General features: G+C 69.9%; 14 protein-coding genes. 7 read left to right on the top strand and 7 right to left on the bottom strand.

Annotated features, from left to right (window positions below):
- Positions 1–76: 76 nt before the first annotated feature.
- From dacB to folE, 6 genes are all read left to right on the top strand, one after another.
- Complete coding sequence (gene dacB / locus ACGFSA_RS27275; RefSeq protein WP_393308571.1) at positions 77–1,573, top strand: D-alanyl-D-alanine carboxypeptidase/D-alanyl-D-alanine-endopeptidase; 1,497 nt, start codon at positions 77–79, stop codon at positions 1,571–1,573.
- Between the two features lie 49 nt (positions 1,574–1,622).
- Positions 1,623–2,756, top strand: a complete 1,134-nt coding sequence (locus ACGFSA_RS27270; protein WP_393308569.1) for a zinc-dependent metalloprotease — start codon at positions 1,623–1,625, stop codon at positions 2,754–2,756.
- Between the two features lie 198 nt (positions 2,757–2,954).
- The gene (gene tilS, locus ACGFSA_RS27265; RefSeq protein WP_393308567.1) at positions 2,955–4,037 is read left to right on the top strand and encodes a tRNA lysidine(34) synthetase TilS; all 1,083 of its coding nucleotides are present in this window, start codon (positions 2,955–2,957) and stop codon (positions 4,035–4,037) included.
- 99 nt (positions 4,038–4,136) lie between these two features.
- Positions 4,137–4,676, top strand: coding sequence for a hypoxanthine phosphoribosyltransferase (gene hpt, locus ACGFSA_RS27260; RefSeq protein WP_072487175.1), 540 nt, complete (start codon positions 4,137–4,139; stop codon positions 4,674–4,676).
- Between the two features lie 213 nt (positions 4,677–4,889).
- Positions 4,890–6,917, top strand: coding sequence for an ATP-dependent zinc metalloprotease FtsH (gene ftsH / locus ACGFSA_RS27255; RefSeq protein ID WP_393308565.1), 2,028 nt, complete (start codon positions 4,890–4,892; stop codon positions 6,915–6,917).
- A 145-nt stretch (positions 6,918–7,062) separates the two neighbouring features.
- Entirely contained in the window at positions 7,063–7,668 is a 606-nt protein-coding gene (gene folE / locus ACGFSA_RS27250) for a GTP cyclohydrolase I FolE (protein WP_393308563.1), read from the top strand.
- A gap of 41 nt (positions 7,669–7,709) precedes the next feature.
- On the opposite strand, the gene ACGFSA_RS27245 is transcribed toward folE, so the two are convergent.
- From ACGFSA_RS27245 to ACGFSA_RS27220, 6 genes are all read right to left on the bottom strand, one after another.
- Entirely contained in the window at positions 7,710–8,192 is a 483-nt protein-coding gene (locus tag ACGFSA_RS27245) for a DUF3180 domain-containing protein (RefSeq protein ID WP_393308561.1), read from the bottom strand.
- A 103-nt stretch (positions 8,193–8,295) separates the two neighbouring features.
- Positions 8,296–8,907 (bottom strand): 2-amino-4-hydroxy-6-hydroxymethyldihydropteridine diphosphokinase, encoded by a 612-nt coding sequence (gene folK / locus ACGFSA_RS27240; RefSeq protein WP_393308559.1) that lies wholly within the window; start codon positions 8,905–8,907, stop codon positions 8,296–8,298.
- A complete protein-coding gene (folB, locus tag ACGFSA_RS27235) occupies positions 8,904–9,263 on the bottom strand; it encodes a dihydroneopterin aldolase (RefSeq protein ID WP_266984344.1) in 360 nt (119 codons plus the stop codon). Before folB ends, folK begins: the two co-directional genes overlap by 4 nt.
- Positions 9,264–9,479: 216 nt before the next feature.
- The gene (locus ACGFSA_RS27230; protein WP_393308557.1) at positions 9,480–9,959 is read right to left on the bottom strand and encodes a nuclear transport factor 2 family protein; all 480 of its coding nucleotides are present in this window, start codon (positions 9,957–9,959) and stop codon (positions 9,480–9,482) included.
- Positions 9,956–10,753 (bottom strand): dihydropteroate synthase, encoded by a 798-nt coding sequence (folP, locus tag ACGFSA_RS27225; RefSeq protein WP_393308617.1) that lies wholly within the window; start codon positions 10,751–10,753, stop codon positions 9,956–9,958. The genes ACGFSA_RS27230 and folP overlap by 4 nt, the downstream gene beginning before the upstream one ends.
- A gap of 93 nt (positions 10,754–10,846) precedes the next feature.
- Complete coding sequence (locus ACGFSA_RS27220; RefSeq protein WP_393308555.1) at positions 10,847–12,688, bottom strand: phosphatidylglycerol lysyltransferase domain-containing protein; 1,842 nt, start codon at positions 12,686–12,688, stop codon at positions 10,847–10,849.
- Positions 12,689–12,828: 140 nt separating this feature from the next.
- Here ACGFSA_RS27220 and ACGFSA_RS27215 point away from each other — a divergent pair, with 140 nt between their 5' ends.
- On the top strand, positions 12,829–13,950 hold the full coding sequence (locus ACGFSA_RS27215) for an alpha/beta hydrolase (protein WP_393308553.1): 1,122 nt from the start codon (positions 12,829–12,831) through the stop codon (positions 13,948–13,950).
- Between the two features lie 101 nt (positions 13,951–14,051).
- On the opposite strand, the gene ACGFSA_RS27210 is transcribed toward ACGFSA_RS27215, so the two are convergent.
- The gene (locus ACGFSA_RS27210; RefSeq protein WP_393308551.1) at positions 14,052–15,230 is read right to left on the bottom strand and encodes an ABC transporter ATP-binding protein; all 1,179 of its coding nucleotides are present in this window, start codon (positions 15,228–15,230) and stop codon (positions 14,052–14,054) included.
- Between the last annotated feature and the right edge of the window lie 156 nt (positions 15,231–15,386).

The raw sequence follows: 15,386 nt of genomic DNA, 5'->3' as shown, positions 1-15,386 counted from the left end.
TCCATGATCAACACATACGACTGGTGATTAAGTGTCCCCCACGGAGATGTGTGCTCGCGAAAGGGGCTGGTCAACGGTGGCCGAGCCGGTGAAAAGACCGTCGATCAACCCGTTGAACGCGTTGCGCAGGCCGACCGTGGCGGGCTGCCTGAACAAGGTGAACGGATGGAGCAACTGGCAGTTCACGGCAGGCTCCGCCGTCCTCGGCCTGGCGCTCGCGGCCGGCGCCGTCCTCGCCGCCGGTCCCTGGGACTCGGGCCAGCGTAAGGCCGAGCGGCAGTGGGCAGCCGCCCGGGACCGCACAGGTGGCGCACATCACGAACCCGCCGCGTCCGCCGCGCCCGCTCAGCCGGCCCCCGCACCCAGTGCCCCGGCCGTCCTCGCGGCCCTCGGCACCCAGGTCGACAAGGCCGCCCCGGACGGAGCGGCGGCCGATCTCCGCACCACCCTCGACAAGCTGCTGGACTCCTCCGCGCTCGGCACCGTCCGTACCGCCGTCATCATCGACACGGCCACCGGCAAGCGGCTGTACGGGAAGGGGGCCGACACCCCGATGATGCCCGCCTCCACCGTCAAGATCGCCACCGCCGTCGCCGCACTCTCCGCCCTCGGCCCCGACCATCGCATCGCCACGACCGTCCGGGCATCCCCGGACTCCCGCACCCTCACCCTCGTGGGCGGCGGCGACCCCACCCTCGACAAGGCGGCGCTGCGCGAACTCGCCGCCGGGACCGTACGAGCCCTGCGCGACCGCGGCGTCGACTCCGTCCGGCTCCGGTACGACACCTCCCGGTACTCCGGCCCCGCCCTGCACCCGATCGGCCCCAACGAGAACATCGCCCCGGTCAGCGCCCTGATGCTGGACGAGGGGCGGCTCGACCGGACGGACAGCGGACCCGCCCCGCGCAGCGGCGACCCGGCCGGTGACGCCGCCCGCACCTTCGCCGGACTCCTGAACGACGCCGGTATCGGCACCGGGTCCGCCCCGGGGCGGGGCCGCGCCGCCGCCGCGTCCCTGCCGGTCGCCAAGCATCTCTCCGCCCCGCTGTCCGCCCTGGTCGAACGGGCCCTGACCAACAGCGACAACGACATCGCCGAGGCGTTGGCCCGGCAGACCGCCCTGGCCGCCGGCGAACCGGCCGACTTCGACGGCGGGCGACGGGCCGTCACCGCCCGACTGAAGAAGCTGCACCTGCCGCTGGCCGGCGCGAACTTCGCCGACGGCAGCGGACTGAACCGCAAGGACAAGGTCACCGCCGGGCTGCTGGCGGGCCTCCTCGCCCGCGCCGCCGAACCCGGCCGCCCCGAGCTGCGCCCCGTCCTGACCGGCCTCCCGGTGGCCGGTTTCACCGGCACGCTCAGCCACCGGTACACCTCGGCCTCGCGCGGCACCGGACTGATCCGCGCCAAGACCGGCACCCTCACCGGAGTGAACACCCTCGCCGGGACGGTCGTGGACGCACGGGGCCGGCTGCTCGCCTTCGCCTTCCTGGCGTCCGGCACGACGTCACCGTCCGAGGCACAGTCCGCCCTCGACGCCCTCGCCACGAGCCTCGTCGTCCGTACCCGATGAGCCGGTCAACAGCACACCGCGGACGGACCCGAGCACGTACGGTTGACGCATGACGAGCATCGGTGGTGCCGAGATGGTCGACTGGAATCTCGCGGTCGCGACCGCGACCCGGCTCGTGCGGCCGGGACCCGACATCAGCCGCGAGGAGGCCCGCGAGGTCGTCGCGGAGCTCCGCAGACATGCCAAGGCGTCGGAGGAGCACGTCCGTTCCTTCACCCGGATGATCTCCGAGGGGGCCGAACCGAAGGACACCCCGGTCCTGGTCGTCGACCGGGCCGGCTGGATCAGGGCGAACGTCGCGGGCTTCCGCGAACTGCTCCGCCCGCTCCTGACGAGAATGGAGAACCGGCGTTCCGGCAGCCCCGGCGGAGCCGTGCTCGGCGCGGTCGGCTCCAAGGTGACCGGCGTCGAGCTGGGCATGCTGCTGTCGTTCCTGGCCTCCCGGGTCCTCGGACAGTACGAGGCGTTCGCCCCCGCGAGCCGTGAGCTCCCGGCCTCCCTCAGCGGCGGCGGCAGACTGCTGCTCGTCGCCCCGAACGTCGTCCACGTCGAGCGCGAACTCGACGTCGACCCGCACGACTTCCGGCTCTGGGTCGCGCTCCACGAGGAGACCCACCGCACCCAGTTCACCGGCGTCCCCTGGCTCCGCGACCATCTGCAGGGCGAAATCCAGTCGTTCCTCGACGAGACCGACGTCGACCCGATGACCGTGCTGGAACGGCTCCGCGAGGCCGCCCAGTCACTCGCCGGCAGCACGCCCGAGGGCGAGGAGGGCGAGGACGGCGGCCGCAGCTTCGTCGAGATCGTCCAGACGCCCGCCCAGCGTGAGATCCTCGGCCGGCTCACCGCCGTGATGTCCCTGCTCGAAGGACACGCCGACTACGTGATGGACGGTGTCGGCCCCGAGGTCGTCTCCTCCGTCGGAGAGATCCGGGAGAAGTTCCAGCAGCGCCGGGCGCGCGGCGCCAGCCGCCTCGACCAGGCGTTGCGCAAGCTCCTCGGCCTCGATGCCAAACTGCGCCAGTACCGGGACGGCGAGCGGTTCGTGCGCGCCGTCGTCGACGAGGTCGGCATGGACGGCTTCAACCGGGTCTGGACCTCCCCGAACACGCTCCCCACCAAGGCCGAGATCGCCAAACCGGTGGACTGGATCGCGAGGGTGCACCGTAAGGCAGAGTCGTGATCATGAGGCGGCCGACGGGGAAAGCCGGAAGAAGTACGCCCCGGTAATCACCCATCCGAGGGACCGTAGGGGCATGGGAAGGCGTGCAATGCTCGATGAACGGCTTGGCTCTGTCACCATCGACGCACTCTGGGTGACGGCACTCTTCCCGTCCCGACGCTCCGAGGCACCCCCAAAACTTCACGAAGGGCACCGGACATGGGTCCCCATCCTGCGGTCGCGGCGATACGCCTGGCGGTCCGCCGCGTACTCCACGACGTACTGAACGAACGCACCGAACGCACCGAACGCACCGAACGCGCCCCGCGCCCCGAGCTCGCCGACGCCGGCCCGGGCAGGCGGCGCCCCGCGCTCCCCGAACGCCCCGACGCCCCGCTGGTGCTGGTGGCCTGCTCCGGCGGCGCCGACTCCATGGCGCTCGCCTCCGCCCTCGCCTTCGAGGCCCGCAAACTCGCCGTCCGGGCCGGCGGCATCACCGTCGACCACAACCTCCAGGACGGGTCCGGCGTCCGCGCCGCCGAGGTCGTCGCCCGCCTCGCCGCCATGGACCTCGACCCGGTGGAGGCCGTCGCCGTGCAGGTCGGCCGCGACGGCGGGCCCGAGGCCGCTGCCCGCGACGCCCGCTACGCAGCCCTGGACGCCGCGGCCGAGCGCCACGGGGCCGCCGCCGTCCTGCTCGGCCACACCCGTGACGACCAGGCGGAGACCGTCCTGCTCGGCCTCGCCCGCGGCTCCGGTATCCGCTCGCTCTCCGGCATGGCCGCAGCCTCCGGCCCGGCCGGCCGCTACCGCCGCCCCTTCCTGCAGCTCGACCGGCAGACCGCCCGCAAGGCGTGCCTGGTCCAGTCCCTGCCCGTCTGGGACGACCCGCACAACGCCGACCCCGCCTACACCCGTTCCCGGCTGCGCCACGAGGGCCTGCCCGCCCTGGAGAAGGCCCTCGGCAAAGGCGTCGTCGAGGCCCTGGCCCGGACCGCGCAGCTCTCCCGCGACGACGCCGACGCCCTGGACACCTGGGCCGCCGAGGCCGACACCGCCGTACGGGACGACGCCGGGCAGCTGGACTGCGCCAAGCTGTACGCGCTGCCCCCCGCCGTACGCCGTCGGGTGCTGCGCCGGGCGGCCATAGAGGCAGGTGCTCCGGCCGGTTCCCTCTTCGCCCGCCACATCGAGGAAGTCGACCGTCTGATCACCGGCTGGCGCGGCCAGCAGGCCATCAACCTGCCCGGCCGCGTCGAAGCCCGGCGCCAGGGTGGCAGACTGGTGATTCGGCAGAGCTGAAGCACAAGCGGCTGACATGCAGGCGAGCGGCCGCGCACGGCCGGGGCACCGCCCCGGACCGGGCAGGCAAAGAAAGAGACGCGGGTGAACGAGAAGGACATGGGCACCGACCTTCAGTCGGTGCTCCTCACCAAGGAAGAGATCGACGCGAAGCTCGTCGAGCTGGCCGCGAAGATCGACGCGGAGTACGCGGGCAAGGACCTGCTCATCGTCGGCGTCCTCAAGGGCGCCGTGATGGTGATGGCGGACCTGGCGCGCGCGCTGTCCACCCCCGTCACGATGGACTGGATGGCCGTCTCCTCGTACGGCGCGGGCACCCAGTCCTCCGGTGTCGTCCGGATCCTCAAGGACCTGGACACCGACATCAAGGGCAAGCACGTCCTGATCGTCGAGGACATCATCGACTCAGGCCTGACCCTGTCCTGGCTGATGTCGAACCTTGGCTCGCGTGAACCCGCCAGCCTGGAGATCTGCACCCTGCTGCGCAAGCCGGATGCGGCGAAGGTCGCGCTCGACTGCAAGTGGGTCGGGTTCGACATCCCCAACGAGTTCGTCGTCGGCTACGGGCTGGACTACGCGGAGAAGTATCGCAACCTGCCCTTCGTCGGCACGCTCGCCCCGCACGTCTACGGCGGCTGAAGGTCCCGCAGCCCTCCTCCGGCCGCACCCGACCCGGGTGCACCCCCGGGAACCCCTGACGGGTTCCCGCCGTTGGAGCCTTTGAAGGCGGGTTTGACAGACGGCCGAGGCGGTCGCAGGCGACAATGCTGGGGTACCGTCCGAAGAACAGTCTTTTCTCACAGCAGCATTTACCTACGGGCAGGAGGGACGGGGCGACTTCGCTCCGTATGGATGGACGTGAAGCGATACTTCCGTGGGCCGGTCATGTGGATCGTGCTGGCCGTCCTCGCCGTGTTTGTGTTGATGCAGGTCGTCGGCTCGTCGGGCGGCTACAAGACGGTGGACACCGGCAAGGTGATCCAGGCGATCAGCAGGAACCAGGTGGATCAGGCCAAGCTGACCACCGGCGACGAACAAATCCTCAAGATTGAGCTGAAGGACGGCCAGAAACTCTCGGGCGAGTCCGGCAGCAAGTTCCAGGCGAGCTACATCGGTGACCAGGGTGTCCAGCTCGCCGACACGCTGCAGAAGAAGTTCGAGAGCGGTGACATCGAGAAGGGTTACACCGTCTCGCCGTCGAAGCAGTCCCCGTTCATCTCGATCCTTCTCTCGCTGCTGCCCTTCGTCCTGATCGTGGTCGTCTTCCTGTTCCTGATGAATCAGATGCAGGGCGGCGGCTCCAAGGTCATGCAGTTCGGCAAGTCCAAGGCGAAGCTGATCACCAAGGACACCCCGAAGACGACCTTCGCCGATGTGGCGGGGTCCGACGAGGCCGTCGAGGAACTCCACGAGATCAAGGAGTTCCTCCAGGAGCCGGCGAAGTTCCAGGCCGTCGGCGCGAAGATCCCCAAGGGCGTCCTGCTGTACGGGCCTCCCGGTACGGGCAAGACGCTGCTCGCACGCGCCGTCGCGGGCGAGGCCGGCGTCCCGTTCTACTCGATCTCCGGTTCCGACTTCGTCGAGATGTTCGTCGGTGTCGGTGCCTCCCGGGTCCGTGACCTGTTCGAGCAGGCCAAGGCGAACGCCCCGGCGATCGTCTTCGTCGACGAGATCGACGCCGTCGGCCGGCACCGCGGTGCGGGTCTCGGTGGTGGTCACGACGAGCGTGAGCAGACCCTGAACCAGCTGCTCGTCGAGATGGACGGCTTCGACGTGAAGGGCGGCGTCATCCTGATCGCCGCCACGAACCGGCCGGACATCCTCGACCCGGCGCTGCTGCGCCCGGGCCGCTTCGACCGGCAGATCGCGGTCGACCGGCCGGACATGCAGGGCCGTCTCGAAATCCTCAAGGTGCACCAGAAGGGCAAGCCGGTCGCCCCGGACGTCGATCTCGGCGCCGTGGCCCGTCGTACGCCCGGTTTCACCGGTGCCGACCTGTCGAACGTGCTGAACGAAGCGGCGCTCCTCACGGCGCGCAGCAACCAGAAGCTGATCGACAACGAGATGCTGGACGAGGCGATCGACCGCGTCGTGGCGGGCCCGCAGAAGCGGACCCGGATCATGTCCGACAAGGAGAAGAAGATCACCGCGTACCACGAGGGCGGACACGCCCTGGTCGCGGCGGCTTCCCCCAACTCGGACCCGGTGCACAAGGTCACGATCCTCTCCCGCGGTCGTGCCCTCGGTTACACGATGGTCCTGCCGGAGGAGGACAAGTACTCCACGACGCGCAACGAGATGCTCGACCAGCTGGCCTACATGCTGGGCGGGCGCGCGGCCGAGGAGCTGGTCTTCCACGACCCGACCACCGGCGCTGCGAACGACATCGAGAAGGCCAGTGCCACGGCCCGCGCGATGGTCACGCAGTACGGCATGACGGAGCGGCTCGGCGCGATCAAGTTCGGCGGCGACAACACCGAGCCCTTCCTGGGCCGGGAGATGGGCCACCAGCGCGACTACTCGGAAGAGGTCGCGGCGCTCGTCGACGAAGAGGTCAAGAAGCTCATCGAGACCGCGCACAACGAGGCGTGGGAGATCCTCGTCGAGAACCGCGACGTTCTCGACAACCTGGTTCTCCAGCTGCTGGAGAAGGAGACCCTCGGCAAGGAGCAGATCGCCGAGATCTTCGCCGGAATCGTGAAGCGTCCGGCCCGCCCGGCGTGGACCGGCTCCGCACGGCGTACGCCGTCGACGCGGCCGCCGGTGCTCTCGCCGAAGGAGCTCGCCCTCACCAACGGGGTCACCACGGCCAACGGGTCGACCCCGGCGGACACCGCCGCGGCCACCGAGGCGATCCCTGAGGACCGTCCCGAGAGCTAGTGCGGACCCCGGTGTGGCCCCTGTCACGGGGGTCCACCGACCCGGAATGGATGCCGTGCCCCCCAGGTTTTAGCCTGTGGGGGCGCGGCTTTTTGTATGTCTGCGCGATGTCCGCGCAGGTGACAGTTGAAGGAACGAGGCACAGATGACCGACCCGGTGACGCTGGACGGCCAGGGTTCGATCGGTGAGTTCGACGAGAAGCGGGCCGAGGCAGCGGTGCGTGAGCTTCTCCTCGCCGTCGGGGAGGACCCGGACCGGGAGGGGCTGCGTGAGACGCCGGGACGGGTGGCGCGGGCGTACAAGGAGATATTCGCGGGTCTGAACCAGCAGCCCGAGGACGTCCTGACGACCACGTTCGACCTCGGCCACGACGAGATGGTGCTCGTCAAGGACATCGAGGTGTTCTCGACCTGCGAGCACCACCTGGTGCCGTTCCGCGGGGTCGCGCATGTCGGGTACATCCCGGCGACCACCGGCAAGATCACCGGCCTGTCGAAGCTGGCCCGGCTGGTCGACGTCTACGCCCGGCGCCCGCAGGTCCAGGAGCGGCTGACCACGCAGATCGCCGACTCACTGATGAGGATCCTGGAGCCGCGCGGAGCCATCGTCGTCGTCGAGTGCGAGCACATGTGCATGTCGATGCGTGGCATCCGCAAGCCCGGAGCGAAGACGCTGACCTCGGCGGTACGCGGCCAGCTCCGTGACCCCGCGACGCGCGCCGAGGCAATGAGCCTGATCATGGCCGGCTGAGAGCCGAAGGCGGTGCCGGTGGCCGGGCGGGGGGCGGAACGTCAGGCCGAGGCGGCGCTCTTGTCGTCGTCCTTGTCCTCCGGGAGCTTGCAGACGCGCTCCAGGAACAAGGCGGCGGCGACCACCCCGATCCCGGCCAGCACCGCGAAGCCGGCGTAGATCGCCTGGTCGCGGCGGGCCGGAATGTCGAGTGAGCCGAGCAGGAAGACCCCGGTGCCGCCGTACAGGCCGGCGACCAGCGACACGACGAGGGCGCTGGCCTGGCCGAAGACCACGGCGCGGGCGGCCATCAGCGGCTCGACACCCTTCGCCCCCGGGCGGCGCTCCCGCTGGGCGCGCAGCCGGGAGCGGATGGAGAGCGCCGTCGCGAGCAGGATGACGGCGATCACCGCGAGCACGATGGGCGCGGCGATCGGCACGCTCGGCAGGGTCGAGAGGGAGTCCCAGAGGCGGGCACCGCCCCAGGACAGCACGCCGGCCGCGGCGAAGAGTCCGGCCAGTACCCCGAGCCGTAGTTGCTTCACCGAGAAAGCCGCCCTTCGCCGCCGGCCGAGCCGACCGGGCCGTCCGCCCGTCTGTCCGGCTGTCTGTTCTGTGTCCTGTGCTGACCTGCCCTGAGCCTAACGACTACTCGGGCAGGCGGAGTTCCAGATCGGTCCGGGGGCGTACGCCGTCGCGGCCGATCGTGCCGAGCAGCTCCGCCACCGGGCCGTGGCCGGGCAGCTGCGCCTCGGGGGCGACGTCGTACCACGGGGCGAGCACGAAGGCCCGCTCGTGGGCCCGGGGGTGGGGAAGGGTCAGCGCCGGGTCGTCGGAGACCATATCCGCGTACGCCACGATGTCCACGTCGATGGTGCGCGGGCCCCAACGCTCCTCGCGGACGCGGTCGAAGGCCTCCTCGATGGCCTGGCCACGCTCCAGGAGGGAGGACGGGGGCAGCGTCGTCTTCACGACGATCACCGCGTTGAAGTACGACGGCTGGGAGCCGGGGGCGACACCCCACGGCTCCGTCTCGTACACCGGGGACACCGCTTTGACCCGGAGGCCGGGGGTGTCCTCCAGGGCGTCGATGGCGCCCTGCAGGGTCTCCAGGCGGTTGCCCAGATTGGAGCCGAGCGAGATCACGGCCGGTTTGGGGTTGGAGAGGGTGATGTCCGCCGCGTCGACCTGCTCGACCACGGAGGCGGGCACCGGCTGTACGGTCGGGTCGCCCTGCCCCTGGGCAGAAAATGCTGTCATGCTCGGCTCCGGGTGATGGTGATGGTCACGTCGTCGAACGGGACGGTGATCGGTGCATCCGGCTTGTGCACGACGACCTCGACCTCCTCGACGCCTTCGTGTCCCAGGCACTTCTGGGCGATGCGCTCCGCGAGCGTCTCGATCAGATCGACCGGCTCTCCCTGGACGATGTCGACGACCTCCTCGGCGACCACGCCGTAGTGCACGGTCTTGGTCAGGTCGTCCGCGGCTGCCGCGGGACGGGTGTCGAGGCCGAGAACCAGGTCGACGATGAAGGTCTGGCCCTCTTCCCGTTCCCGGGGAAAGACGCCATGGTTCCCACGGGCCTTGAGGCCGCGCAGCGCGACACGATCCACGCGAATCACTCCTGCTGTTGTTGGTCGTGGAGACACGGGGCCGCGTGCGGATGGCAAGGTGCCCTGTTTCGAATCTACCTGCGAGCGCGGACAGTGCTCGCCCGCGGGGGCTATGGACGGGACCGTGCGGGGCTGGTGGGCGCGTCCCTTACCCCGCAGCCAGGAGTTCAATCCCCTCAGGGGCGTATCCGCACGGGGCCGCGCCCCCGCGGGGGGTCAGGAAGGCGACTCGTCCTCGTCCTCGTCCTCGTCCTCGTCCTCGGTCAGCACCGGGGACCCGTGATGGGACCAGAGCTTCCAGCCGTCCCCGGTGCGGCGGAACACATTGGTGGCGACGACGAGTTGGCCGACCAGCGGCCCGAGCTCGCCGCCGTCCTCCGCGGGACCGCCGCTGAGGATGTTCTCGGTGCAGGTGACCAGGGCTGTGTCCCCGGTCATCGAGACCCCGACATCGGTCAGGAAGAACTGGATGTACTCGGTGTTCGCCATGATCAGGGCGTAACTGCGCAGTACCTCGCCGCGTCCGCTGAGCACCGGCCAGCCGGGGTGGACGCAGGAGATCGTGAGGTACTCGCCGGGCAGCCAGAGCCCGGAGAGCTCGTCCAGGTCGCCGCGTTCCATCGCCTCGTAGAAGGCGGTGTTGGCCTGTTCGACCGCTGCGATGTCGGCGGCCACCTGTTCCTGGTCGTCGCTCACGCGGCTCCCTCGACGGCGCGGGCGACCCGGACGGCGTCGGCAGTCGCCCGGACCTCGTGGACCCGGACCGCCCAGGCGCCGGCCCGGGCGGAGAGGGCGGAGATCGCGGCGGTGGCCGCGTCGCGTTCCCGGGCGGGCGGCGGTGCGGCGCCCTCACCGGCCAGCACATGGCCGAGGAACCGCTTGCGGGAGGCGGCGACCAGCAGGGGGCGGCCCAGCGCGCGCAGCTCGTCGAGGTGGGCGACGAGGGAGAGATCGTGGGCGGCGTCCTTGGCGAAGCCCAGGCCGGGGTCGATCACGATCCGTTCGGGGGCGACACCGCCGGCGACCACCGCGTCCATCCGCGTCCGCAGCTCCGCGACGACCTCGGCGACGACGTCCTCGTACACCGCACGGCTGTTCATCGACTCGCTGAAGCCACGCCAGTGCATGACCACGAACGGCGCTCCGGCGGCAGCGACGACCGGGATCATGTCCGGGTCGGCGAGCCCGCCGCTCACATCGTTGACCAGCGCCGCGCCTGCGGCGACGGACTGTTCGGCGACCCGGGCCCGCATGGTGTCCACGGAGACCGTGATGCCTTCCTGGGCCAGCCCCCGGACGACCGGGATCACGCGCCGCAGCTCCTCGGCCTCGTCCACCCGGCTGGCACCGGGACGGGTCGACTCGCCGCCGACGTCGACCAGATCGGCGCCTGCGGCGACCAGGTCGAGGCCGTGCTTGATCGCAGCCGTGGTGTCGAACCAGCGGCCTCCGTCGGAGAAGGAGTCGGGGGTCACATTGACGACACCCATGACCGCACAGCGGTCCCACTCCGGCAGGCCCTGGACCGTGCCTCGTCCACGCAACGTACTCATGCGACCAGCGTAGGCCCGTACGGAGCGGTGTTACGCCGCGCTGGTACCGCGCTCCGGTTCGGGACCCGGTGTGTGTGCGCAGGGCCGGGGCCGGGAGGCCGGGAATCGGCGGCCGAACGGACGGGGCAGCCCGACGTTGACGAAGCCCTCGGCCTGCATCGCGGCGAACGAGATCCGGGGCAGGTCGCGGCTGGTGCGGTAGACGACGAAGCGGGGCTCCCAGCGGGGCTGGAACTTGGCGTTGAACTTGTAGAGCGACTCGATCTGGAACCAGCGCGACACGAAGATCAGGAGCCCGCGCCAGCCCCGCAGCACCGGGCCCGCGCCCAGTTTCTCCCCGCGGGCGAGCGCCGAGCGGAACATCGCGAAGTTCAGTGAGACACGCGCGATGCCGAGCCGGGGCGCGTCGTGCAGGGAGGCGACGATCAGCAGCTCGTTCATCCCGGGGTCGGCGGCGCGGTCGCGGCGCATGAGCTCCAGGGACATGCCGTCCGTGCCCCATGGGACGAAGTGGAGCACGGCCTTCAGATCGCCGTACGGGGAGTCGGCGGTGTGCTCGTCGGCCTTGTGGGCGGTGGCGATGACGCAGTCGCCGTCGGCCGGGTCGCCGATCCGGCCGAGCGCCATGGAGAAGCCGCGCTCGGTATCGGTGCCGCGCCAGTCGGCGGCGGCCCGGCGGATGCGGGCGAGCTCGGTCTCGCCTATGTCACGGACGCGCCGGACGCGGGTCTCGTAACCGTTCCGCTCAATGCGCTTCACCATCTGGCGCACGTTGCGCATCGCGCGCCCGGCGAGCGAGAAATCCGCGACATCCACCACCGCCTCGTCGCCGAGCTCCAGCGCGTCGAGCCCGGTCTCGCGGGTCCAGACCTCGCCGCCCGTCTCACTGCAGCCCATCACCGCGGGGGTCCAGGAGTGCGCCTTGGCCTCGTCCATGAAGCGTTCGATGGCGCCCGGCCAGGCCTCCACGTCGCCGATCGGGTCGCCGCTGGCCAGCATCACCCCGGACACCACGCGGTAGCAGACGGCGGCCTTGCCGCTGGGGGAGAAGACGGCGCCCTTGTCGCGACGGAGCGCGAAGTGGCCGAGCGAGTCGCGGCCGCCGTGCTTGTCGAGGAGGGCCCGCAGCTGGACCTCGTCCTCCTCGGTGAGCCGGGCGGCCGGATGTTCGGGGCGGAATGCCAGGTAGATGGTGGTGACGGCGGTCAGCAGACCGAGTGCGCCGAGCGAGTAGGCCACGGTCCAGGAGGTCACTCCGGCGTACTCGACGGGGCCCTCGAAGCCGAACAGCCCGTACAGGACGTGCTGGAGACGGTCGGCGATGGAGGGGTTGCCGACGACGTGGCCGGGGTGAACGGAGACGATGATCAGCCCCAGGCCGAGCGAACCCGCTCCGAGGAGAACAAAGTTGGCCAGCGCCCGCCAACGGCTGCGCGGGTCGGGGAGCGCGGCGAATTCACTCCGGTGGCGGACCAGCAGAAAGCAGAGCGTGAGGGAGACGAGGGCGCCGAGGATCGAGTGCCGGTAGACGAACTGCGCTGCCGTGCCTGCCGGCAGCAGGAGCACGGCGGCGCGCCAGGCCCGCCGTTTGTGCCGCTTGAGGCCGTGGGCGAGGAGCAGCAGCAGGACGCCTGCGCTCAGCGACAGCGCGGCGGCGAAGGGGCCGAGGGCTCCTGGAAGGACTTCGGCGAGCGTGTGTATCCGGCTGTGCCGGAAGCGGGGGAACACCCCTGCGGCGACGTCGATGAGACCGACGAGGGTGCAAGAGGCGCCGACGAGCGCCGGTACGGATTCGGGGCGCGGTCCGCGTACGAACTTGCGTACAGCATTCGGAACCGATTCCGATTTATCCCCATCTAGCGTGATAGACATCGCTTCCCGTGGCTCCGCGAGAGATTCTTGAGTCCGTCGGCCGAAGCGGTCCGGACGATGTTCGACCTCTAGGACGAGGCTTCCGGGCGGTGGGTTCACCCGCAACCCGGAAAATTCCTGACAAGAAAGTTCACTCAACCATGGGGCTCACCAGCAAGACAGTTCTGACCCTGTCCACTGTGCTGACCGTCGTTCTGTTCGCTGCCACGGTCCTGATCTGGCCGAGACTGGCCCGCCGCAGTGTGCCCGCGGTGTTCGGCCGGGTCGGCCTGCTGCTGGCGACCCAGGTGATGGTCTTCACGTCGGTCGGCCTGATGGCCAACAATTCTTTTCTGTTCTACGGCTCCTGGACCGATCTCTTCGGTGGGCAGCAGGAACTGGGCGTGGTCACGGACGGGGCGGCCAGGACCCTGGCATCGAAGAACATTGTCCGGGTCGGGATACAGCGGCCGGACGTCCCCGGTGATGTGCGCCCGACGACGGCCGGCCGGATCGACAAGATCGTCATCGCGGGGCGGCGGTCGAAGATCAAGAGCTCGGCGTACGTGTATCTGCCGCCGGAGTACTTCCAGCCGGAGTACGCCAACCGGAAGTTCCCCGCGGTCGTCGTCCTCACCGGCTATCCGGGCGTCGCGGAGAACCTCCTGAAGGGTCTTGCGTATCCACGCACCGCACTCGATCGGGTGAAAGCCGGACGGGCACAGCCGATGATCCTGGTGATGCTGAGGCCCACGGTCGCGCCGCCGCGGGACACCGAGTGCGTGGACATAGCGGGCGGGCCGCAGACCGAGACGTTCTTCGCGAAGGATCTGCCTCAGGCGGTCTCGGACTCGTACCGGATCGGGAAGCGGGCACGGAACTGGGGCATCATCGGCGACTCGACCGGTGGGTACTGCGCACTGAAGATCGGCCTGCACCACCCGGACAGGTTCGCGGCGAGCGCCGGTCTGTCCGCGTACTACAAGGCGGCCGAGGACCCGACGACCGGTGATCTCTTCCACGGGAACCGGGCGGAGCGAGAGCGCGCGAACCTGCTGTGGTGCCTGGACCATCTGCCCCAGCCCAACTCGTCGTTCCTGGTGACGACGTCACGGCACGGCGAGGGGGACTACCGGAGTACGCGGAGGTTCATAGCGAAGGTGAAGGCGCCCGCCCAGGTCTCCTCGATCGTGCTGAACAGTGGCGGGCACAATTTCAACACCTGGCGGCGGGAGATCCCTGCGGCGCTGGAGTGGCTGAGCAGCCGGCTGAGCGAGAACTGACCGGGTGCGGCAGGCTCGTGGAGATGCCGGGCGCGTGCCCCCCGGCTCAGAGCCTGTCGGGTGACCTGTGATCGGGCGGACGAAGGTCACCCGACGGGCTCTCAGAGCGAGCCTGCCCGGGCCACCGTCTCCACATTCACGTCGGCGCGCGGCAGGTCCTGGGCGTCCGCGTCGATCGAGCGGCGCAGCGCCTCATGGAGGCGGGCGGGGGTGAGTACCCCGAGGAACCGGCCGGTGCTCTCCTTGTCGATGACCGCGATCCAGCCCGCGTCGTGCTGCAGCATCGTGGCGAACGCCTGCTTGAGCGGGGCGCCGACGGGGAGCCACGCCTCCATGCGGCGGGCGTGTTCGCGGACCGTGCCCTTGGCCTCGGTGGGGGCGGTGCCTGCCGGGATCCAGCCGTGCAGATGGTCGTCGGCGTCCAGGACGACGGCCCAGCGCGCACCCTCGGCACGCAGCCGCCCGGTCGCCCGGGAGAGCGGGTCGTCCAGATGGACGACGGGCGGCTGGTCGAGATCGCTCTCCTCGATGGGGGTCACGGAGAGCCGCTTGAGGCCCCGGTCGGCGCCGACGAAGTCCGCCACGTACGGGGTGGCCGGGGCGCCGAGCACGGTCGCGGGGGAGTCGAACTGCTCGATGGAGCCCTGCCCGTAGACGGCGATACGGTCGCCGAGCCGAACGGCTTCCTCGATGTCGTGCGTGACGAACAACACGGTTTTCCGGACCTGGGCCTGGAGTTTGAGGAATTCGTTCTGCAGCCGTTCACGGACCACCGGGTCGACCGCGCCGAAAGGCTCGTCCATCAGCAGTACCGGCGGATCCGCGGCCAGCGCCCTTGCCACTCCCACGCGTTGGCGCTGACCACCGGAGAGCTGGTCCGGATATCGGTCACCATAAACGGAAGGATCGAGTCCGACGAGGTCGAGGAGTTCGGCGGCGCGCTCGCGGCCCTTTCCCCGCTTCCAGCCCAGGAGATGAGGAACCGTCGCCGTGTTCTCCAGCACCGTCTTGTGCGGAAACAGCCCGACCTGCTGGATCACATAGCCGATACGGCGGCGGAGCCGCACGGGGTCGATGGCGGATATGTCGTCACCGCCGAGGAATATCCGGCCCTCGGTCGGTTCGATCAGCCGGTTCACCATCTTCATGGTGGTGGTCTTGCCGCAGCCGGACGGCCCTACGAGCGTGACCAGTTCACCCTCGGCCACTTCGAAGGAAAGGTCGTCGACTGCGGTCGTGCCGTCGGCGTACCGCTTGGTGACGTGCTCGAAACGGATCATGGTTCCTCATTGTGGCGCGTGTTCTGTGAAGGACATGTTGCTGGAACACAACGGCCTCGGCGATTGATGCTCCTATTGGCTGTCAAGCGGCGGTTAGCCAGTCGCGGTAGGCGTTGGCGAGGGTGTCGTCGCGGCGGGTGCCGCGTTCGATGCAGG

Origin of the sequence: Streptomyces sp. NPDC048496 (assembly GCF_043200055.1) — a bacterium.
Lineage (GTDB): Bacteria > Actinomycetota > Actinomycetes > Streptomycetales > Streptomycetaceae > Streptomyces.
This window is presented reverse-complemented; position numbering and strand designations above follow the sequence as displayed.